Source organism: Tenacibaculum aquaeponti, from assembly GCF_057221555.1.
Genome location: NZ_CM170147.1, coordinates 1722231 through 1744218, shown reverse-complemented (window position 1 = coordinate 1744218; position 21988 = coordinate 1722231). Strand labels below are relative to the sequence as shown.

The following is a 21988-nucleotide window of genomic DNA, read 5'->3' as shown; positions in this document are numbered from 1 at the left end:
TATTTTTAAATAAAGAGATGAAACTTTTTGTTTCATCTCTATAATTATATTTTGTTAACTACAATCTACACAATAGTTAGATGCAAATTGAGGTGCATAATATTTATAACGATTATCACCAGTACAACCATTTACATTTGTTCTACCATTAACTAAAGTCATGTTACTTGGACAACATACAAAGAAGCAACTATAGGCGCTTGTGTAACCTCCTGAAATAGTTTTAGACTCTTCTTTAGATAATAGAATAGCACCTTTTACTTTGTTTAAAAAATTATTTTTCATTTTTATTTGATTTAATCTATTATACCTACTCATAAGCTTTTCGGTTTCCGCTATGTAAGACAAAAGTGATCGTTTAAAGACATTAACTTTTATCGGTCTGGATTGCGCAATCTATTTTTGAATTGATGTGATTGAGTTAACAATACATCAATTTTGGAGTGTTAATAAATGAGAGTGAAAATGAAATTCCCTAGCAATTCATATAAAATCAAAACTTCATAAAACTTTCATAACTCTTTTAGGTTTTTCAAAATAAAACCTATGTGTTTTTAAAATTACAAGAAAAAAACACTAGAAAATACAAGGATTTCTTAAAGTTGGGTACTATCACGATTTCGTGTTGATAACTTTTGACTAGTTTGAGTTGATGAAGTGTAATTCCATAAAAAAAAGCTACTCAGAATTTCTGGTAGCTTTAATTTATATTATGTTTTAAGAGTTTTAATGCGCCTCTAACCAATTTTCTCCTAAACCAATTTCAACATCTAAAGGGACAGCTAGTTTAAAAGCATTTTCCATTTCATGTTTAATAATTGGTTTAATCGTTTCTAATTCGTCTTTATGAGCATCGAAAACCAATTCATCATGAACCTGTAATAACATTTTTGATTTAAATCCTTCTTCTTTAAATCGTTCATGAATGTTAATCATGGCTAATTTGATAATGTCTGCTGCACTTCCTTGAATTGGAGCATTTACAGCATTTCGTTCTGCTGCACCTCGAACAATTGCGTTTCTAGAATTAATATCTTTTAAATAACGTTTTCTTCCAAGAACAGTTTCTACATAACCATTATCACGAGCAAAGTCTACTTGTTTTGCCATGTAAGCTTTTAACTTTGGATATGTTTTGTAATAAGCTTCAATTAATTCTTTAGATTCTGAACGAGTTAAATTTGTTTGATTGCTTAATCCGAAAGCAGAAACTCCATAAATAATTCCGAAGTTTACAGTCTTTGCATTACTACGTTGTTCACGAGTAACTTCATCTAGCGCTACATTAAATACTTTTGCAGCTGTAGAAGCATGAATATCTTCACCGTCTTGGAAAGCTTTAATCATAGTTTCTTCTTCACTTAATGCAGCAATAATTCGAAGTTCTATCTGACTGTAATCTGCAGCTAATAAGGTGTAATTTTCGTCTTTTGGAATAAAAGCCTTACGAACTTCTTGTCCGCGTTTTGTACGAATTGGAATATTCTGTAAATTCGGGTTATTAGAACTTAACCTTCCAGTTGCAGCAACAGCTTGTGCGTATACAGTATGAACTCTATTTGTTTTCGGGTTTAATTCATTTGGTAACGCATCAACATAAGTACTTTGTAGTTTTTTACATTGTCTGTACTCTAAAATATCTGCAACAATTTTGTGCTCTTTTAAAGCTGATAAAACATCTTCAGCAGTAGAATATTGTCCTGTTTTTGTTTTCTTAGGTTTGTCTACTAATTTTAATTTTTCAAATAAAATCGGACCTAATTGTTTTGGTGAGGCTATATTAAATTCTTCTCCAGCTTGTTCGTAAACAGCTTTTTCTAAGCTTTCAATATCACTAGAAAGTTCTTTAGAGAATGAACCTAAATATTCAGTGTTTAAGTTAATTCCTTCAATTTCCATAGCGGTAAGTACAGAAACTAAAGGTAATTCTACAGTGTTAAAAAGCTCAGTAAGTTTCCCTTCTTCTAACTCTTTAACAAAATGTTCTTTTAATTGTAGTGTAATATCTGCATCTTCTACAGCGTATTCTGTTTGTTTTTCCAATTCAACAACACGCATAGAAAGCTGATTTTTCCCTTTTTTACCAATTAAATCAGTAATAGGAACAGCTTGATAGTTTAAGTATGTTTCAGCAAGTATATCCATACTGTGACGCATATCTGGATTAATCAGATAATGAGCAATCATAGTGTCAAATAATTTTCCTTCAACAGGAATATTATAATTAGATAAAACTTTAATGTCGTATTTTATATTATGACCAATCTTTTCAATAGTTGTATTTTCAAAGAACGGTAAGAACTCATTTAAAATAGTTTGAGTTTCTTCTTGATCTTCAGGAAAAGCTAGATAATAACCTTTACCAACTTCCCAAGAAAAAGCAATACCAATCAATTCCACTTCTAAGGCTTTTAAGCCTGTAGTTTCTGTATCAAAACAAACCGAAGTTTGCTGTAATAATTTAGAAAGTAATAATTTTCTTGAAAGTGGTGTATTCACCAATTGGTAGAAATGAGGTGTATTGTTTATGGTTTTAAAACCGGTGATTTCTTCAGTTTTATTTCCTCCTCCTGGAGTAGCAAACAAATCAAATTGAGCTGGATTAGACGTTTTTGTCGTAGTCTTTGTAGCTGCAGTATTATCTGTTGCAGGTGTTACTCCAAAAGTTTTTAAGAAGTTGTCAGTTAACCTTCTAAACTCAAGTTCAGTAAAAATCGCTTTTGTTTTTTCAATATCTGGTTGCTCAAAGATTAGTTTATCCTGTTCTAATTCAACAGGAACATCGAGCATTATTGTTGCTAATTTTTTAGAAAGTAATCCTAATTCTTGATTTGACTCTACTTTCTCTTTCATTTTACCTTTCAGTTCATGAATGTTTTCAAATAAACCTTCCATACTTCCATAGGCAGCAAGGAATTTTTTAGCTGTTTTTTCTCCAACTCCAGGTAAACCAGGAATGTTGTCGACAGAATCTCCCATCATTCCTAAAAAGTCAATTACTTGCTCTGGTCGTTCAACTTCAAACTTTTTTTGAACTTCTTCAACTCCCCATTTTTCGTAACCATTACCCATTCTTGGTGGTTTGTACATGAAAATGTTTTCAGAAACTAACTGTGCATAATCTTTATCAGGAGTCACCATATAGGTAACCAAATTTTCCTTTTCGGCTTTTTTAGCAAGTGTTCCAATAATATCATCAGCTTCATAACCTTCCTTTATAATAGAAGGGATGTTCATTGCTTCTAAAATTTGCTCTATATACGGAACTGCAATGCGAATTGCTTCTGGAGTTTCTTGTCGGTTCGCTTTATATTCAGGAAAGATTTCATTACGATCTACACTTCCTCCACGATCGAAACACACCGCTAAATAATCAGGTTTTTCTTTCTTTATAACATCCAATAAAGAATTCATAAATCCTAATATGGCAGAAGTATCGAGTCCTTTAGAATTTATTCTTGGGTTTTTAATAAAAGCATAATATCCTCTAAAAATAAGTGCGTATGCATCTAATAAAAAAAGTCTTTTTTTGGTATCCATATGGTTATAAAATTGAAGAATGTAAAACTACAAAATAGTTAGATGGTCTGCGAGAGAAATACATTAAAATTAGAATTGCATGAAAGATATACTATAGCAGTATGTGTTAATTAACTACTGATATAATGGAATTATCATTTTAAAAGGGAAAAATATTTTTTGAAAGTTTTTTTAAATTATATACACTAAACACAAGTCGTATTAAATAATTAAAAATGATTTTTATAGGTAAAATACATGAATTTATTGAGTTAGAAACATTAGATGAGAATTCTTGCTCAATCTTTTCATCTCCTAAAGAAGGAAGTTTAATAGTACTTTGGTTTTTAACTAATAATAATGAGTTTTTGATAGATGGTAAAACGTATTATTTTAAAAAGAATCAAGTTGTATTTTTAACAGAATTCCATAAAGTTATAGTTGTAAAAAAAGGAAAAGTGAATTTTTTACGATTTAACAGACCGTTCTATTGTGTAGTTGATCATGACAAAGAGGTAAGTTGTAAGGGATTATTATTTTTTGGTGCTTCACAATTACCAATTATTAATGTTTGTCATAAAAATTTAGAGCATTTTAAAACGTTATGGAAAAACTTTGCGATTGAAATTGAATATCAAGATAATCTACAAAAGGAAATGTTACAAATGATGTTAAAAAGATATTTAATTTTATGTGCTCGTTTATATAAAGAGCAGCAAAATCTAACAAAAAATACAGATGAATTAGATGTTATTAGAGAATTTAATTTTTTAGTGGAGCAGTACTTTAAAACAAAACATAAAGTGGTAGATTATGCATCAATGCTTTATAAATCACCAAAAACTATTTCCAATATTTTTGCAAAACAACATTCTAAATCACCACTAAAATATATTCAAGAACGTATTACTTTAGAAGCTATTCGGTTGTTGTGTTACAATGATATTTCAATAAAAGAAGTTGCTTTTGAATTAGGATTTCGAGATGTGCAAACCTTTAGTCGTTTTTTTAAAAAGCAAGAAGGTGTGTCGCCAAGTATTTATCGTGAAAATTGTGGCTCGGGAATAATTGCTAACACTTAGGGAATAGTTACCTATTATTAATGAATGGCTTCTTCTGAAATTTGTAGTGTAAAAAAATAATAATTATTAAAAAAACAATACAAATGAAGAGAGTAACAATTTTAGCCGTTTTGTTAATTACCCAAATATCTAACGTTTTTGCACAATTGCCAGACCCAGGATTTACAGTTGATGAACATACTGCTGTTGTAATTACAGATCCACAAAATGATTTCTTAAGTCCAGACGGAGTAACTTGGGGAGTAGTAGGAAAAAGCGTAATAGAGAATAATACAGTTCAAAATCTTGAGGAACTTTTTAAAGTTGCAAAAGAAAAGAAGATAACAGTTTTTGTATCACCTCATTATTATTATAAACATGATCATAAATGGAAGATTGAAGGAGCTTTAGAAGCATTAATGCATAAAATTGGTATGTTTGATAGAAGCCATACTTTAAATACCAAAGGGTTTAAAAATTCTGGAGCAGATTGGTTAAAACCATATAAAAAATATATCGAAGGAGATAATATAGTAGTAACAAACCCACACAAAGTATATGGTCCAGAATCTAATGATCTGGCATTACAATTAAGAAAAAGAGGATATAATAAAGTAATCTTAGCAGGAATGTCTGCTAACTTATGTACTGAGTCTCATTTAAGAGAATTAGTAGAAAATGGATTTGATGTTTCTGTAGTAAAGGATGCAACTGCAGCAGCAGTATTGCCAGAGTTAAATGGTTATGAGGCAGCCTTAGTGAATTTCAGAATGATTGCTAGTCATGTCTTTACTACAAAAGAAATTGTAGAAGAATTAAAAAAATAAATAGTGTTTTTTCAGTTTGATTTATTACATCTACAAGCCTATGGTTTGTGGGTGTTTTTTTTAAAAGTTTATGTAAATATTCACAAATTCATAAAAAATAAATACGACTATTACGTGTATCTTTGTTAGCTTTTTAAAAACTTTAAATTATGCCGCGTTGGTTAATTTCGTTAATAATTATCACAACTTTAATTATAATTTTAGAAGCATATTCTTTCCAATCAATTAAAATGGTGACTAAAAACACCTACATCAAATATGTTTGGCTTGGATTAAGTTTAATTGCTTATATAAACTTTTTTTACACGATTTTTTCTTCAGATAGAAGTTCTGGTCAAACCAAACAATTTCAATGGGCTGCTGGTTTTATGTTGTTAGCATTGTTGCCAAAAATTGTAATTGTGCTTGTAATGTTTGGTGAAGACGTTGTGCGCCTTTTTCAAAAAGGAATTTCAATGGCTTCTAATGAAACTACACAACCATTTGCAGGAAGAAGAAAATTTATTTCGCAGTTGGCTTTAGGTTTAGCAGCAATTCCTTTCGCAAGTATGTTATATGGAATTTTTAAAGGAAAGTATAATTATAAGGTTTTAAAATATCAATTAGCTTTTAAAGACTTGCCTGAAGCTTTTGATGGTTTTACAATTACACAGATTACCGATATTCATTCTGGAAGTTTCGATAATAAAGAGAAAATTCAATATGGAGTTGATTTAATTAATGAGCAACAATCGGATATGATTTTATTCACTGGTGATATTGTAAATAATTTCGCTCGTGAAATGGATGATTGGATAGATGTGTTTAAGCAATTAGAAGCACCTCGAGGTAAGTTTTCTATTTTAGGAAATCACGATTATGGTGATTATTCTTCGTGGAAAACAAAAGAAGATAAAGAAGCTAATTTTCAAGCAATAAAAGATATTCATCCAAAAATTGGATTTGAACTTTTGTTGAATGAAAATAGATACATAGAGAAAGATGGTGAAAAAATAGCTTTAGTTGGGGTTGAAAACTGGGGTAAAGGATTTAAAAAAGAAGGAGATTTAAAAAAGGCTTCAGAAGGAATACAAAAAGAAGATTTTAAAGTGTTGATGAGTCACGACCCTACACATTGGGAGTTAAAGGTAAAAGAAGATGATTTCAATTATCAATTAACTCTAAGTGGTCATACTCATGGTTTACAATTCGGAATCGAAATACCTGGTTTTTTACGTTGGAGTCCATCTCAATATGTGTATAAACAATGGGCAGGATTGTATGAAGAGTTTGGGCGTTATATTAACGTAAATAGAGGTTTTGGATACCATGCTTTTCCGGGTAGAGTAGGAATTTGGCCAGAAATTACTGTTATAGAGTTAAAAAAAGCTTGATTTCCAGCATTTTTATAGTGTTTTTATGGCTCCCTAATAAAAAAATAGTAATTTTAAGCACTATATAGTTAAAATTTGTTAACACAATGACAAAGTTTGGAGAAATCATTAATATTCAAAAACCAGTATTGATCGATTTTTATTTTGACTGGGATGATACCGAAAATAATCTTGATACTCTTCGAGATGTAGCTGCTGCTTTAGGAGATAAAGCTAAAGTGATTAAAATTGACATTAAGAAAAATGAAATCTTAGCATCTGCGTTAAAAGTAAAAGGAAATCCGACTTTTATGATATATAAAAATGGAGAGATGATGTGGAGAAAAACAGGAGAACAAGATGCTAATACCTTAATAGGTTTAGTTCAACAATATGTATAAATTTAAATAAAAATAAAATGAAGTCACCAAAAGGTGGCTTTTTTACTTTAATATAGTTCGAATAACTTTTCTTTCTGTTTTATATACTCATTAAAAATAGTATACATTTTATTTTGGTATTCTTTAAGGCTTTGATGGTTACCGTTTAAATACTTTTCAATTGTAATAGCTGCTTCTTTAGCTGTATAAATTGCATTTGAAATTCCATGAGAAGAAATAGGATTGAAAGCCATAGCTGCATCACCGATACTTAATATATTCTGAAATGAAATTTTTGATGGTATTGAAGAATTTGCTTGTTTTCCAAAAACTTTAAAATTCCCTTTTGCAGGAATACAGTATTTTAAAAAAGATGTTTCGTTAAGTAAAGTGTTCCAGTTTTTATAGTCTTTAAACTCTTTATAGAGTCTGTTTTCTTTTGTTGTGTATAAAGAAACAATTCTTGTAGTTTCATTTAAATCAGAAATTGTTCCCCAAGCATTATTAAAAGATTCAGTAAAAAATCCGTATTTCAAATTAGGTCCCGTTTTGGGTAAATAGCATAAATAGGCCAAGTTGTTATCATATTCAATACTACTAATGTTAGCTTGTTTTAAAACATATCTTTTTCTTCCTGTGGCGTCTACGATTAAATCACTATTAATAGTTGTGGTTTTATTATTAAGTTCTCTAATTGATATACTATTTGTCTTGTTATTTACAGTTACTTCAGTAATATCTTTAGCATGAACGATATGTTTGCTTTTTTCTTCTAAAGCAGTAATGATTTTCTGTTTGTTGATTTTTAAACCATTATTGTATTTACCTTTTAAGAAGAAGTTTTTATCACTAATTTGTGAATTGTTCCATTTTGATTGATAACCATATGTTTTTGTTGAAAAAGCCTCAAAAACTGATAAAAGATCAATTTCATGTAAAAGCTCTAAAGTACTGGGAGGAATAGTTTCAGCTAAAGGTAAAATTTGTTTTGAATTTACTTTATCAACAAGAATACTATTGATTCCCTTTCTTTCTAACAGTAATTGTAAAATGAGTCCTGAAACTCCTTTTCCAATAATTAGAACATCGGTTTTTAATTGTTCAGGACTCATTATAGTATATTATTTAAAGATTAAAAAGAATTCTGAAGAACCTTCAGATCCTCCGCATTTATCAATGTAATTCACTTCTATAGTCACAAATGAATTTGCAAATTCTTGTAAGTTTGATGTGATGTCAATTGGAGCTTCAGGAGTAATTCTTCCGCTACAATTATTACTGAAATCGTGAGTAAAAACAATGTTACCGTTAATTTTCATTTCAAAAACATCGTCAACATAAACATTACCTGTTCCTTCAAGATTAGATGATAAGAATGTAGATGCATTTTCTGGAATCCAAACCATTTCTCTTGTGTTTGTGTAGAATACATTTGGAGGAGCTAATCTTACAGGTTTAGCAGGAATAGCTTTTCCTAAAAATACAGAAGTTATATTTTTTACATTTTTACTTTCTGAAGCTACATAAACCAATTCTGGAATTCCGTTTACATTAGATTTTCTACCAGCAACCACACCAACATTTTTCCATTTGTACACCATATTAATTAGGCCGTTCATGTATCCGCCTTCTGCATGATAACCAACATAACCAGTATCTGTAGTCATCAGCCAAGGAAGTCTGTTTGCATAAACATATTGAATAGTTTCAGGTTTTAATTCAGAATTACGCATAGCAACTAAACTTTCTTCAGTAAGCACATCTACAGGTAAATTTGCAGCCCACCAAGCAGGAATTGGATATTGACTATCTAAGAATACTTTCTGGCAACTACCTGCATCCGATTGCCAAGGAATTCCCATCCATTTTGTTAAATCACCTGGTGTACTTTTCCATAACCAACCTTTATTGCTATTTCCACTGATAGATTCTTTAACATCATCAGAATTCATTTGAAATCCAAAATCGTTGTAAAATATTTGACTTTGTTCTTCTGGAGTAGCTGCGCCAATTCTTACTTCACGTAATCCGAAGAAAGAATTCCCAGGAGTAACGTTTGCATACGCTAAAGAGTTTTCAGCATACATTTGTGCATGTCGCATTGGCCATGTTAATTCTACACCTGGATGGAATCCTCCACCATATAACGTTTCTAAAACGGCGCGAGTCATTAATAAAGCTGTTTTAGCTGGATCTTTAGCTGCTTCTAAATATTGATTTTGATAATGCTTTCCAAGATCGTCCATGGTAGTGTAATCTCCTTCTAATGAAGTAAAGTTACCATCTCTCCATTTTCTCAATTCATCGTATAAAACTGGAGGAATAGCAAACCATTGCGCTGGACTTCCAGGGTAATTAATTCCATCTCCAGGATAAAACGGATATTGTAATTCTTGAGTTCCGCTACCAATATTTGTAATGTCTGTTTTACTCTTGCTAGGAATTATTGGTTCGTTGTTATAGTTGTATAATGGATCTCTAAACAATTGGAAGATCTTATTACGAACAGGTTGTGCAGCTTCAGAATTACTGTATAAAGCTTTAAATTCTTCAGTCGTTAATTCGTCTATAGTTTCTCTAAAAGAAGGAGCAAGGAAATCACTTAAATTAACCCATTGCATTCTGTATAATCTGTAAAGTACAGGGAATATTAAACTGAAATCTGTAGTAAAACTTTCGTTAGCGATACCACAAATAAGATCGTACATTGTTGCTAAAGGTTGAATTTGCGGAGCATAATCTGGTGGAGCAGAAGCAACCCAAGCAGCAGAATCAGCATCATTAAGTTCGTATATTTTTCCATTCATCGTTACTTTAGCAGTTACCTTACCGTCGCAAATATCATCGTACCAGTTTGAGTTATCAGCAAAATCTGTGTTTAAATCAGAAGGATTTAATGCTGCTGAAATTCCATCACCCGGATAAAAAATAAGCGATCCTTCATCGTATTCAATAGCTCCTAAGTTTACATCTCTAGCATTTAAGTTCATTGCGTTTGCAATAAAGCTATTGTTTTGTCCTTCTAAAGGAAAAGGAAATTTACCGCCTAATGCTACTGGTGATGTATTTTTAGAAGTAATAGTTGTAGGAGCTGGACTGTTTACCAATTCCTTTCTATAATCATAATCTTTACCATTGATTAATTGTTCGTTAAGAACATTTGGATTTCTTCTAGAAGTACTTATTCCTGGAGCGATTTTTTCAGTGAAAAAATTAGGACTTAAATTATGATTATCTGTATTTACAGACAAATCTAAACTATTATTAAAATCGTACCAGAAAGGTTTTTTGTTGGCAACTTCAACAGTCCATTCGATATCGCAAGAAGCAGGATCTATTTTTCGAATTGGTTTTCCGTTATCGTCACATTCATAAATATAAAAACGTTGTGCTTGTTTTTTTAAGGCTCCGTCTTTTGTGTGAAATTCTAAGTTTTCTTCATATAAGTTTGCCCAAGGAATTTCTGGTGTAAAAACAACATCTTTTTTATTAGTAGGACCGTTTCCGAGTCTAGCAATTCCTATAGATGGATAGATTCGTAGTTTCATTTTTATCTGATTTAAAGTTCATAATCAAATTTAGTTTTAGAAACTACTGAAATTGAAATAAATGTATTAAGGTGCTAAAAATAAGGAATAAAAATAGTTTTTTTTGGGATAAATGTTTGTAATAAGTGCTGTATAAAAAAGAGTGTCTGTTTTAACAGACACTCTTATATGATTTTATTTTGCTGGTGTAGAGTCTAAGAGTTGTTTTTGAAGCATTTCTATAGAGTCTAGCAATTGAAGTTCTTGTTTATTTAATTCGGGTAAGTTAGATTCTTCTTCAGGTATTTGTATTAAATGGTTTAGTAAGAAAAGTTTATTATTAAACATTTCTTCAATTGTTTTCTTGTAGGTCATATCGCTGTCAAAACGTCTAATTTGAGCCATGATATTTTGATACATAAATATTGTTGTTTCTAAATCATCTGCGATATAAGCAATGTCATCATAAGTACTATAATGCTCTAGTTGTTGATTGAAAATATCTAAAAGAGTTTCAGCAGTTTGTCTAGCTTTGTCTTTATCACCAATTCTGTAATATAGTTCTGGATATCCTAAAGAGATACTGTAGTGACCAAAATCTTTAATAGGCATTTTATGAAGAGATAAATCTAAAACTTCTTTAGCTGTCGCTGTATCTTCTTTTATTAAAAATTCTTCAGATAAACGCATTAAGTTGTTTCGTAAAGAAATTGCATTACGTTTTGCTTGTTCGTCTAAGTAAATTTCTCCGTTATTTATAGTTTTCCAGTCCCATTTTTTAACATTATTATACATTTTTTCAGGGTCAATTCGTCCCATATCAAACATCGATTTACCAGCAATAGGAGTTCTAATAGGAACCAACTTGTATGCCATTCCATCTAATTGTAAATAATCTTTTAGCCAGATGTATTCTTCGTCTGCTCCAGCACCGCCAGTAAAGTAAATTGGTCGTTTCCAGTCGAAGTTATTTAAAATATCTAACATTAAAATTCTATTTTTAGTGATAGCTTCATCAATATTTATATCAATATAATCTACCATTTTATCCGCATCTTTAGGAGCTACAATTCCATATTTTAATGCATTTTCTTTATTAACAGGAATACGAATTCTTGTTGTAGGGAATAATTTTTCTTTCAATCCGCTAGGAGATTCGAAATATGTAGCTTCATGATCAGTAGTAATCCAGTCCATAAAAGATTTGATAGGAATTACCGAATCTTTTAATTTAGGATGTGGGAAATGATAAGCGATATCTAAAGTCCCGTATTTATACTGATGATGTTGTAATTTAGATGGAATAGGATCTGCATCGTATGTTTTTTTCTTCATCTGATCGATGTACCAGTCTGTAGCAAATAAACTCGTATTAATGATTTTAATATCTCTACGAACTCCTTCAATTTGTTGCATGTACCATAGAGGGAAAGTATCATTATCTCCAATGGTAAATATTATAGCATTAGGATCACAGCTTTCTAAATAGGTTTGAGCGTTTAATTGAGCTATATAACGATCAGCTCTATCGTGATCATCCCAGTTTTGGAATCCCATTAGTGTAGGAACACTTAGTAAAGATACTATAGAAATAGCTAAAGCTATTATTGGTTTTTTGCCGTAAGTTTTTAAAGCTTCGTATAAAGCTAAAACTCCAAAACCAATCCAAATAGCAAACACATAAAATGATCCTACAACAGCATAATCTCGCTCCCTTGGTTCAAAAGGTTTAGGATTTGTGTAAAAAATAATAGCGAAACCTGTAAAAACAAAAAATAATCCTAAAGTATACCATCTTTTCTTGTCTTCTTTTACATGATATAATAAACCTATGATTCCTAAAATTAAAGGTAAGAAGAAATAAGTATTTCTACCTTTATTTTTTTTTACGTCATCTGGTAATTTTTCTTGAGGAATTCCAAAGAATTCATCTATAGGTTTTATTCCACTTAACCAATTTCCATTATTGTCTAAATGTCCTTGAATATCATTTTGTCTACCTACGAAATTCCACATGAAATATCGACCATACATATATCCGAATTGATAGTTAAACATAAATTTTAAGTTTTCAACGAAAGTCGGTCTACGTTGACTTCTTAATGGGATTCCTGCAATTTGCTTATAATATTGCTCGGCTCCTGGATCAACCATTCTTGGTATAAATCCTTTATGTTTGCTAGACCATTTAGGGATAACATTCTCGTAGTGATTTACGATTTCGTATTTACCATTTATTTTTTCATATTTAGGTTTATCATTTATGTAGATATCATCTCCATTTGAATCTTTCTCTAATTCTTTTTGGAAAGCAAATGAATAATATTTGTCATAAAAAACATTAGCATCTCCATATTGTTCACGATTATAATAGGCTAATAATTCTCTAGCACTAGAAGGATTGTTTTCGTTAATAATTGTATCGGCATTGGCTCTAATAGGTAACATTAACCAAGTAGAAAAGCCAATCATTATAAATAAAATAGATAATATGGCAGTATTAACCCAAACTAAATTTTTCTGACGTGTGTATTTTAAACCATAAACAAATAAACCAACTAAAAGAAGTGCAGCTATAATTGTTCCTGAGTTATATGGAAGTCCAATTGAATTGATAAAGAATAATTCAGATGCACTAAAGAATTTTAGTGTAAAAGGAAATAAAAATTTAAAAACAAAAGCTAATACCAGTATAGAAATTACTGTAGCTATACTTGTAGTTTTAATATTAATATCCTTGTAATTCTTAAAGAAATATAACATTACTATTGATGGGATAACCAAAAGCGATAGAATGTGAACACCAAAAGATAAACCAACAACATAACTAATCACAATTAGCCATTTATTACCTCTTGCCAGGTGCATTTCACTTTCCCATTTTAATCCTAACCAAAATAAAATAGCCATTAAAAATGAAGACATAGCGTATACTTCACCTTCTACAGCACTAAACCAAAAACTATCAGAAAATGTATATGCTAAAGATCCAACAAGACCACTTCCTAATACAGCGATTTTTTCTCCAAGAGTAAAATTATTGTTTTTATTTACTAATCTTTTTGCAAGATTAGTAATAGTCCAAAACATAAAAAGAATTGTAAAAGCACTTGCTAATCCAGACATAAAGTTTACCAAATAAGCCCAATTACTAGGATTGCTACTAAACATAGCAAAAAATGCACCTAACATTTGAAATAAAGGAGCCCCAGGTGGATGGCCAACTTCTAAGTTAACAGCTGTAGATATATATTCTCCACAATCCCAAAAACTAACGGTAGGTTCTAGTGTTAAAGTATAAGTAATAAGTGCAATACTAAATGAAACCCATCCTAATATTACGTTCCATTTTTTGAAACTAAAGTCTTTCATAATTTGAATAAAAAATCAATGCGAATGTACTAAATATTTTATGTTAAAAGTTATAGTAGTTATCTCTTGCAATCAATAACAAACAAAAATAAGAGAAAGCCTACATTTTGGTAATAAAGTTGTGTTAAAAGAAAAAAAAATTTGCAAAATTGAAAAATAGTTATAAATTTGCAGCCGCAATAATAATTGGCCTATGGTGTAATGGCAACACACCGGTTTTTGGTACCGATATTCTAGGTTCGAGTCCTAGTAGGCCAACTTCAAAGTTTCTACAAATAGTAGAAACTTTTTTTTTGAATAAAGTTGTTTTTAAAAAAAAGTAAATATTTAAATTGAGTATAAAAAAATAACTTTAGTGTTTTTTTTAATGAATTTTGTTTGTATATTTGCACCCACAAAATTGGCCTATGGTGTAATGGTAACACACCGGTTTTTGGTGCCGTTATTCTAGGTTCGAGTCCTAGTAGGCCAACTTTTAAACCTTCAAGTTTTCTTGAAGGTTTTTTGTTTTTTATTAGTTGTGTTATGTGGTTTCTTGTTTTTTTCTTAAAAATTGTGTTTTTTGTGTAAGTAAATTGAGTTTTTTTGTAATTATTTAAAACATTAGGGTTTTGACTGTCGATTAATTTAAGTCGGCTTGTTATATTTGTTACATATTTAAATTAATTAACCTCCGACTGTATTTCTTGCAGTAATAAATTTAAAGAGAAAAATGAAAGTATTTATAGCTGATGATCATGAGTTGATCATTGATGGTATAAAGGCCGTTTTAAAAACTTCTGTGCATAAAGTAGTGGGTTCAGCTAAAACAGGGGCTGAGCTAATCCAATGGTTAGATACTAATGAATGTGATGTGGTTATTTTAGATTTAAAATTGCCAGACATGAATGGGATCGAAATATTAAAAACCTTTTTTGGAAAAGAAAATGTTCCGAAATTCTTAATTGTATCTGGATCTTATGATGTCAGGCAAATTCAAGAGACAATATTATTAGGTGCTTTGGGTTATGTGTCTAAAGTTGAGTTGTGTAAAGAATTGGAAGAAGCTTTGCATAAGTTAAGTCAGGGCAGAAGGTTTTATACAGATTCTGTTATAGATATCATTATCTCTAAACAATTAGAACAAGATAGTATGGTGACATTACAAAGTGTGATGATGCCAAGAGAAGCGCAAGCACTTCAGGTTTTAACTGAGAACATGGAAGCTTGTGATATATGTGATGAAATGCGAATGGCAAAAAGTTCGTTTAATACTATAATTTCCCGAATGGTAAAGGGGTTAAAGTTAAAGAGAAGAATAGGATTAGCTGTATTAACAATTAAGCATAAATTCAATGTAGGGTAAGTAGGGTTATAAAAGTATAAATTTTTTAATTTTAGTGGTTTGTAAACTCAAATCACATAATCATGAAAAATTTATTTAAAATTATAGTATTAGTAATTATGGTAAGTTTTGTTTCTTGTACAGAAAACGAAGAAATAGTAACAAGTAATGGGCAAATCATTGAAGCAGAACAATTCGGTATAGACAAAGAAGATGCAAATGCACCTGATTCAGAAACAGAGGATCCAGACATGGAAGAAGACTAAAGCTATATTGTTTTATATAGTTTTTGGAGTGATAGTGGCGTTTTTGTTTTTTGCTTTCGAGTTTTTAGAGAAAGAAGGAAAAGCTACTATAGTCACAAGAGAGAGGGTAATTCTAGAGAGGAAAGCAAATTCTAAAGAGTTAAATGAATTAAAGAGTTATGTAAGGCAAAACAATCCTGATTTATATGCTAGGTATATACATGTGAATAAACAATTTAAAAAATCTAAAGCCGATTATAATCAGGCGATTGAAGATGATAAATTTTTAGGGTTTAAAAGTTTTAAAATTTTTTCATATCAATTTTTTCCAACATTACTTTTCTTTTTATATGTGGTTTATCATCTATACATCAGTGTAAAAGAAAGAAAAAAGAATATTGGAATTAAAATTATACACTTGGTTTTTCTTTTGTTTTCAATAGTGAAGATTTATTGGGTTTTTCAATCATCTGCGGATTTAAGTAGGGGAGAATATTATATTTTGGCTGTAATTACAACTATTTTGGTTTCTTTTTCGGTATGGTTGTTTCATAAAAAAGAACTTACTTGGAACAGGAAGGTGAAGAAGAAACTAATGAAAGTATCTTATTACGCTATGGTAAATTGTGATGAAGATAAAACAGAGGATATGGCTAAAATAATTGAACAACCCATAAAATAACTTTATAAGAAGAGTCGAATTTAAATTCGACTCTTCTTATAAAGTATTAATAACTCTGTTTATGGCCTTAACTTTACTTGTTTAGTATATTATAAGTTATTATATTTGCACAGAAATTCTCGATAAGATAATTGCAGGGGACAAACAGTCCCCTCTTTTTATACCTAAAATGAATCAAGACAAAGTAAAAGAATTATTACAAGAAGCTCTAGATGAGAACCCCGCATTGTTCCTTATCGATTTGCAATTTCTTGCTAATAATAAGATTAAGGTGATAGTTGATGGAGATACAGGATTGCCTTTGAATGAATGTATTAGAATTAGTAGAAATATTGAGCATAATTTAGATAGAGAAGAAGAGGATTTTTCGTTAGAAGTAACCTCGCCGGATATTTCTCATCCTTTAAAAGTAAAAAGGCAGTACAATAAAAACCTAAATAGAACTTTAAAGGTTAAAACGGAAGATGAAGAATTTGAAGGAATATTGTCTGAAGTAAATAAAGATAATATTGTTTTAAAATGGAAAACAAGAGAGCCGAAACCAGTAGGTAAAGGTAAACATACAGTAGAGAAGGTAGTAGAAGTACTGTATAAAGATATTAAAGAAGCAAAAGTGAAAATTATATTTTAACAGCAAGAAAATGGAGAATATTGCATTAATTGAGTCATTTTCAGATTTTAAAGACAACAAAAGTATAGACAGAGTTACTCTTATGTCTATCTTAGAAGAAGTGTTTCGTTCAGCATTGAAACGTAAATATGGTTCTGATGATAATTTCGATATAATTATTAACCCAGATAAGGGAGATTTAGAGATTTGGAGAAATAGAGTTGTTGTTGCAGATGGAATGTCTGAAGATGATAATGAAGAGATAGAACTTTCTGAAGCAAGAAAAATTGAGCCTGATTTCGAAATTGGAGAAGATGTTTCTGAAGAGGTTAAATTAATTGATTTAGGGAGAAGAGCGATTCTTGCATTACGTCAAAATTTAATTTCAAAAATACATGAACACGATAGTACAAATGTATTTAAGCAATTTAAAGATTTAGAAGGTGAAATTTACAGCGCGGAAGTACATCATATTCGTCATAATGCTGTAATCTTACTTGATGATGAAGGAAATGAGATTGTATTACCAAAGACAGAACAGATACGTTCAGACTTTTTTAGAAAGGGTGATGCTGTTAGAGGTGTAATTAAGAAAGTAGAACTTAAAGGAAATAAACCAGCAATAATTTTATCAAGAACATCACCAAATTTCTTAGTAAAATTATTTGAACAAGAGATTCCTGAAGTTTTTGATGGTTTAATTACAATAGAAGGTGTGGCAAGAATTCCTGGAGATAAAGCTAAAATAGCTGTAGATTCATATGATGATAGAATTGATCCAGTTGGAGCTTGTGTTGGAGTTAAAGGTTCTCGTATTCACGGTATAGTGAGAGAATTAGGGAACGAAAATATTGATGTAATTAATTACACAAAAAACGAACAATTATATATCTCAAGAGCATTAAGTCCTGCTAAAGTGACATCTGTAGAAATTATAAAGTTCGAGGAAGAAAAGAATGGTAAAAAAGGACGTGTAAATGTACTTTTAAAACCAGAAGAAGTCTCTAAAGCAATTGGTAGATCAGGTGTTAATATTCGTTTAGCAAGTCAGTTAACAGGATATGAAATCGATGTGCAAAGAGAAGGTATTGAAGAGGAAGATGTTGAATTAACAGAATTCTCTGACGAAATAGAAGCATGGGTAATTGAAGAATTCAAGAAAATTGGTCTTGACACAGCAAAAAGCGTATTAGAAAAAGATGTAGTTGAGCTTGTGAAAATGACTGATCTAGAGGAGGAAACAATTGTTGATGTTCAAAGAATTCTAAGAGAAGAATTCGAAGAATAGATTAATAATAGGTTTGTTGATACCTTAAAAATTAACAGCATGTTTTCTTTAAAGAATTAGAAAACATGATCAATATAAAGTATAATAACTATTTATGGCTGAAGCTAAAAAATTAAGACTAAACAGAGTTTTAAGAGAATTAAATATCTCTTTAGATAGAGCGGTGGAGCACTTGTCAAAAAATGGACATGAGATAGAAGCACGCCCTACTACTAAGATTTCTGATGCTGAATACCAGATTTTATTAGATGGTTTTCAGACTGATAAATCTAAAAGAGTGGCTTCTCAAGAAGTAAGCGAAGAAAAGCGAAAAGAAAAAGAAGAAATTCGTAAAAGACTTGAAGCAGAGCAAGAAGCTAAGCGCATACAAGAAGAAGCAAAAAAACAAGAAGTTTTAAAAGCTAAAGCAGAAAAACCTCAACTCAAAACAGTTGGGAAAATAGATATAGAAAAACCAAAAGCTAAACCAGAAGAACAGGTTAAAGAGGAATCTAAGAAAGTAGTTGAGGTTAAAGAAGAACCTATAAAGGTTGAAAAGAAGGAAACTCCTAAGGTAGTAGTTGAAGAGAAAAAGCCTGTCGAAATGAAAAAAGAGGCAACTGTGAAACCAATACCTCAAAAACCAATAGATAAAGCTTCTAACGCTGCAAATGCTGCTAATAAAAAGAATGATGGGAGGAAAGATTTAGCAAAAAAGCAAGAGCCGAAAAAAGAGGTTGCTAAAGAAGTAACTCCTGAGAATGCTGAAAAAATAAAGACAAAGTATCAGAAGTTAGATGGTCCTAAAATGACAGGTCAGAAAATTGATTTAAAGCAATTTGAAAGACCTAAAAAGAAAAAACCAGAAAACAAAGACGGTAATAATTCTAATAATAACGATAAGAGAAAACGTAGAAGAATTACAAAGCCAGGTACTGGAAATAATAACCAACAAGGAAACAATACTAATAACCGAGGAGGAGGTCAAGGAAATAACCGAGGCGGACAAGGAAATAACCGAGGAGGTCAAGCAGCGGGTGGAAACAGAAGAGGTGGAAACCAAAGAGGTAGAGGAAGAAGACCTGAGGTTAAAAAAGAAGAGCTAACCGAAGCTGAAATCCAAAAACAAGTAAGAGAAACTCTAGAAAAACTTCAAGGGAAATCTAGTAAAGGTAAAGGAGCTAAATATCGTAGAGAAAAAAGAGATCAACATCGTCAGCAAGCTGAAGCAGAAATGCAAGCAGCACAAGAAAAAGTACTTAAAGTTACCGAATTCGTAACTGTAAGTGAAGTTGCTACGATGATGGATAAGCCAGTTACTGATATTATTTCTGCATGTATGATGTTAGGAATGATGGTAACAATGAATCAGCGTTTAGATGCTGAAACACTTAAGATAGTTGCAGAAGAGTTTAATTATACAGTTGAATTCGTAGGTGCTGAAGTTGAAGAGTCAATCGAAGAGGTTGAAGATAGAGATGAAGATTTATTACCAAGAGCTCCGATTATTACGGTAATGGGACACGTAGATCATGGTAAAACATCTTTACTAGATTACGTCCGTAAGGCAAACGTAATAGCAGGAGAAAGTGGGGGGATTACTCAGCATATTGGAGCCTATGGGGTTACTCTAGAAGATGGTCAAAAGATTGCATTCTTAGATACACCAGGTCACGAGGCCTTTACAGCAATGCGTGCTCGTGGTGCTCAAGTAACAGATTTAGTAATTATTGTAATTGCTGCTGATGATGACGTAATGCCACAAACTAAAGAAGCAATTTCTCATGCTCAGGCAGCTAATGTACCAATCGTTTTTGCAATCAATAAAATTGATAAGCCAAACGCAAATCCAGATAATATTAAAACGCAACTTTCTACTATGAATTTATTAGTAGAAGATTGGGGTGGAAATATACAATCACAAGAAATATCTGCAAAAACAGGTCAAGGTGTTGATGAATTATTAGAAAAAGTATTATTAGAAGCTGAAGTGCTAGAACTTAAAGCAAATCCAAATAAGAATGCAGTTGGTACTGTAGTGGAAGCGCAGTTAGATAAAGGTAGAGGGTATGTTTCTACAATTTTAGTGCAAGCTGGGACTTTAAAAATTGGTGATTACTTACTAGCTGGTAAACACAGTGGTAAGGTAAGAGCAATGTTTGATGAGCGCGGTAAAAAAGTGAAAGTTGCTGGTCCTTCTACACCAGTTTCTATCTTAGGTTTAGACGGAGCACCACAAGCAGGTGATAAGTTTAATGTATTTGAAGATGAAAGAGAAGCAAAACAAATTGCAGCTAAGCGTTCTCAATTACAGCGTGAGCAATCTGTTAGAACTCAGAAAACATTAACATTAGACGAAATTGGACGTCGTATTGCTTTAGGAGATTTCAAAGAGTTAAATATCATCTTAAAAGGAGATGTAGATGGTTCTGTAGAAGCATTAACAGATTCTTTCCAGAAATTATCTACTGAAGAAATCCAAGTAAATATCTTACATAAAGGTGTAGGAGCAATTACAGAATCTGATGTCTTATTAGCTTCTGCTTCTGATGCGATCATTATCGGATTTAATGTACGTCCTCAATCTAATGCTAGAGTTGTTGCAGATAGAGAAGAAGTAGATATCAGAACTTATTCTATTATCTATGACGCTATCAACGATCTTAAAGATGCAATGGAAGGTATGTTATCTCCTGAAATGAAAGAAGAGGTAATTGGTAATGTGGAAATCAGAGAAGTTTATAAGATTTCTAAAGTTGGAAACATTGCAGGATGTATGGTAATGAGTGGTAAGATCACAAGAGATGCTAATGTTCGAATTATTCGTGAAGGAATTGTAGTGCATGATGGAGAGTTAACTTCGTTAAAACGTTTCAAAGACGATGTTAAAGAAGTTACCAAAGGTTACGATTGTGGATTGCAAATAAAGAATTTCAATGATATTAAAGTTGACGATGTAGTTGAAGTTTATATCGAAGTAGCAGTTAAAAAGAAATTGAAGTAATCAATTAAATAATTATATAAAATTCAAAAGGCCTTATGTTTTCATAAGGTCTTTTTCTATATCCCTAATATGTAATATTTTCAAAAATATTAAACTAAATAATAAACCTACAGCATAATAACATTTAGGTGTCCCTTTTATAAAAGTTCGTGGACAAACAAAATCTCCTTTCATATGTAGTATGGATACTATTGTAGCAATTATAAATGCAATTCCTATAGATGTAAAATATATAAATTTCATTTTGTTTGTAATGTGTGAAATCAAAGCAATTAAAAACAATATTAAAATAATATAACAGAGTGGAAAGTTGCTAATCTTAGGGCATGCATTTCCATTTTTCATTTCTTCTATAGCTACATTTATAATAGGTAATACTCCTACGGTAAAGAATAAATATATTGTTATTGAAATTAAACTTTTAAATGCTTTCATTTGTAACCTTCTATCTTTATTATTTCTTTAGCATATCTGCCATTTTTATTTCTCATAAGGTTATGCAATAATTGTTTAATATTTAATTTTAATTACGAAATAAATAGAGGGGGGTGTGATTTATTGTTTAACACTATTTGTTAATGAATATAATAAAATATCTTTTTTTAGACTCAAATTACACTTGATATATTATTTCTAGATAAATCTACATAATTGTTTTTTAAGAATCAAATCCAGTAAAAAGATCATAAAACTTTCATTTTTAGTTGTAAATATATTTAATAATTTAATTTAAATCGAACTATATTTGTGTTAATAGTTTTGTTTTAAGTAAAGGTAAATTGAAAAGTACTTAGAATATTATAAGGAGATTTAAACGC

The 21988-nt window shown here is 30.8% G+C and carries 16 protein-coding genes and 2 tRNA genes; 12 read left to right on the top strand and 6 right to left on the bottom strand.

All coding sequences use genetic code 11. The features are described from left to right. Positions 1–54: 54 nt before the first annotated feature. Together AC2TEO_RS07705 and polA are read right to left on the bottom strand one after the other, a co-directional pair. Positions 55–285, bottom strand: coding sequence for a hypothetical protein (locus AC2TEO_RS07705; protein ID WP_442267546.1), 231 nt, complete (start codon positions 283–285; stop codon positions 55–57). Between the two features lie 441 nt (positions 286–726). Continuing rightward, positions 727–3540, bottom strand: coding sequence for a DNA polymerase I (polA, locus tag AC2TEO_RS07700; protein WP_442267545.1), 2814 nt, complete (start codon positions 3538–3540; stop codon positions 727–729). A gap of 215 nt (positions 3541–3755) precedes the next feature. Between polA and AC2TEO_RS07695 the strand changes: the two genes are divergently transcribed. The 4 genes from AC2TEO_RS07695 (at position 3756) to AC2TEO_RS07680 (ending at position 7160) form a co-directional block, all read left to right on the top strand. Beyond that, positions 3756–4601 carry a helix-turn-helix domain-containing protein gene (locus tag AC2TEO_RS07695; protein WP_442267544.1) on the top strand — a complete coding sequence of 282 codons (846 nt, stop codon included), beginning with the start codon at positions 3756–3758 and terminating at the stop codon, positions 4599–4601. 83 nt (positions 4602–4684) lie between these two features. Further along, complete coding sequence (locus AC2TEO_RS07690; protein WP_442267543.1) at positions 4685–5407, top strand: cysteine hydrolase family protein; 723 nt, start codon at positions 4685–4687, stop codon at positions 5405–5407. Between the two features lie 149 nt (positions 5408–5556). Continuing rightward, complete coding sequence (locus tag AC2TEO_RS07685) at positions 5557–6780, top strand: metallophosphoesterase (RefSeq protein WP_442267542.1); 1224 nt, start codon at positions 5557–5559, stop codon at positions 6778–6780. Positions 6781–6866: 86 nt separating this feature from the next. Continuing rightward, on the top strand, positions 6867–7160 hold the full coding sequence (locus AC2TEO_RS07680) for a thioredoxin family protein (RefSeq protein ID WP_095069585.1): 294 nt from the start codon (positions 6867–6869) through the stop codon (positions 7158–7160). Between the two features lie 47 nt (positions 7161–7207). On the opposite strand, the gene AC2TEO_RS07675 is transcribed toward AC2TEO_RS07680, so the two are convergent. The 3 genes from AC2TEO_RS07675 to AC2TEO_RS07665 all read right to left on the bottom strand — a co-directional run bounded on the left by AC2TEO_RS07675 (position 7208) and on the right by AC2TEO_RS07665 (position 14038). Beyond that, entirely contained in the window at positions 7208–8251 is a 1044-nt protein-coding gene (locus AC2TEO_RS07675; protein ID WP_442267541.1) for an NAD(P)/FAD-dependent oxidoreductase, read from the bottom strand. 9 nt (positions 8252–8260) lie between these two features. Further along, on the bottom strand, positions 8261–10687 hold the full coding sequence (locus AC2TEO_RS07670) for a LodA/GoxA family CTQ-dependent oxidase (protein ID WP_442267540.1): 2427 nt from the start codon (positions 10685–10687) through the stop codon (positions 8261–8263). A 174-nt stretch (positions 10688–10861) separates the two neighbouring features. After that, positions 10862–14038 (bottom strand): glycosyltransferase family 117 protein, encoded by a 3177-nt coding sequence (locus tag AC2TEO_RS07665; protein WP_442267539.1) that lies wholly within the window; start codon positions 14036–14038, stop codon positions 10862–10864. 187 nt (positions 14039–14225) lie between these two features. On the opposite strand from AC2TEO_RS07665, the gene AC2TEO_RS07660 reads away from it, so the two are divergent. The 8 genes from AC2TEO_RS07660 (at position 14226) to infB (ending at position 21170) form a co-directional block, all read left to right on the top strand. Next, positions 14226–14296: transfer RNA gene (locus AC2TEO_RS07660), tRNA-Gln, on the top strand. Positions 14297–14439: 143 nt separating this feature from the next. Further along, positions 14440–14510 (top strand) — tRNA-Gln (locus AC2TEO_RS07655). Between the two features lie 240 nt (positions 14511–14750). Further along, entirely contained in the window at positions 14751–15383 is a 633-nt protein-coding gene (locus AC2TEO_RS07650; protein WP_442267538.1) for a response regulator, read from the top strand. A gap of 62 nt (positions 15384–15445) precedes the next feature. After that, positions 15446–15628: a hypothetical protein gene (locus AC2TEO_RS07645; protein ID WP_442267537.1), complete on the top strand. Its 183-nt coding sequence runs from the start codon at positions 15446–15448 to the stop codon at positions 15626–15628. 28 nt (positions 15629–15656) lie between these two features. Next, entirely contained in the window at positions 15657–16289 is a 633-nt protein-coding gene (locus tag AC2TEO_RS07640) for a hypothetical protein (RefSeq protein WP_442267536.1), read from the top strand. Positions 16290–16458: 169 nt separating this feature from the next. Then, positions 16459–16920, top strand: a complete 462-nt coding sequence (rimP, locus tag AC2TEO_RS07635) for a ribosome assembly cofactor RimP (RefSeq protein ID WP_442267535.1) — start codon at positions 16459–16461, stop codon at positions 16918–16920. Positions 16921–16930: 10 nt separating this feature from the next. Then, positions 16931–18187, top strand: coding sequence for a transcription termination factor NusA (nusA, locus tag AC2TEO_RS07630; protein WP_442267534.1), 1257 nt, complete (start codon positions 16931–16933; stop codon positions 18185–18187). A 94-nt stretch (positions 18188–18281) separates the two neighbouring features. Continuing rightward, positions 18282–21170, top strand: coding sequence for a translation initiation factor IF-2 (infB, locus tag AC2TEO_RS07625; protein WP_442267533.1), 2889 nt, complete (start codon positions 18282–18284; stop codon positions 21168–21170). Between the two features lie 33 nt (positions 21171–21203). Here infB and AC2TEO_RS07620 read toward each other — a convergent pair whose 3' ends face one another. Continuing rightward, positions 21204–21605 (bottom strand): hypothetical protein, encoded by a 402-nt coding sequence (locus AC2TEO_RS07620; protein WP_442267532.1) that lies wholly within the window; start codon positions 21603–21605, stop codon positions 21204–21206. Positions 21606–21988 lie beyond the last annotated feature (383 nt).

Coding starts and splice junctions, on each gene's coding strand:
- AC2TEO_RS07675 (WP_442267541.1), bottom strand. CDS start 8,251: ATGAGTCCTGAACAATTAAAAACCGATGTTCTAATTATTGGAAAAGGA.
- AC2TEO_RS07690 (WP_442267543.1), top strand. CDS start 4,685: ATGAAGAGAGTAACAATTTTAGCCGTTTTGTTAATTACCCAAATATCT.
- AC2TEO_RS07670 (WP_442267540.1), bottom strand. CDS start 10,687: ATGAAACTACGAATCTATCCATCTATAGGAATTGCTAGACTCGGAAAC.
- AC2TEO_RS07645 (WP_442267537.1), top strand. CDS start 15,446: ATGAAAAATTTATTTAAAATTATAGTATTAGTAATTATGGTAAGTTTT.
- AC2TEO_RS07695 (WP_442267544.1), top strand. CDS start 3,756: ATGATTTTTATAGGTAAAATACATGAATTTATTGAGTTAGAAACATTA.
- nusA (WP_442267534.1), top strand. CDS start 16,931: ATGGAGAATATTGCATTAATTGAGTCATTTTCAGATTTTAAAGACAAC.
- polA (WP_442267545.1), bottom strand. CDS start 3,540: ATGGATACCAAAAAAAGACTTTTTTTATTAGATGCATACGCACTTATT.
- rimP (WP_442267535.1), top strand. CDS start 16,459: ATGAATCAAGACAAAGTAAAAGAATTATTACAAGAAGCTCTAGATGAG.
- AC2TEO_RS07685 (WP_442267542.1), top strand. CDS start 5,557: ATGCCGCGTTGGTTAATTTCGTTAATAATTATCACAACTTTAATTATA.
- infB (WP_442267533.1), top strand. CDS start 18,282: ATGGCTGAAGCTAAAAAATTAAGACTAAACAGAGTTTTAAGAGAATTA.
- AC2TEO_RS07665 (WP_442267539.1), bottom strand. CDS start 14,038: ATGAAAGACTTTAGTTTCAAAAAATGGAACGTAATATTAGGATGGGTT.
- AC2TEO_RS07680 (WP_095069585.1), top strand. CDS start 6,867: ATGACAAAGTTTGGAGAAATCATTAATATTCAAAAACCAGTATTGATC.
- AC2TEO_RS07650 (WP_442267538.1), top strand. CDS start 14,751: ATGAAAGTATTTATAGCTGATGATCATGAGTTGATCATTGATGGTATA.
- AC2TEO_RS07705 (WP_442267546.1), bottom strand. CDS start 285: ATGAAAAATAATTTTTTAAACAAAGTAAAAGGTGCTATTCTATTATCT.
- AC2TEO_RS07620 (WP_442267532.1), bottom strand. CDS start 21,605: ATGAAAGCATTTAAAAGTTTAATTTCAATAACAATATATTTATTCTTT.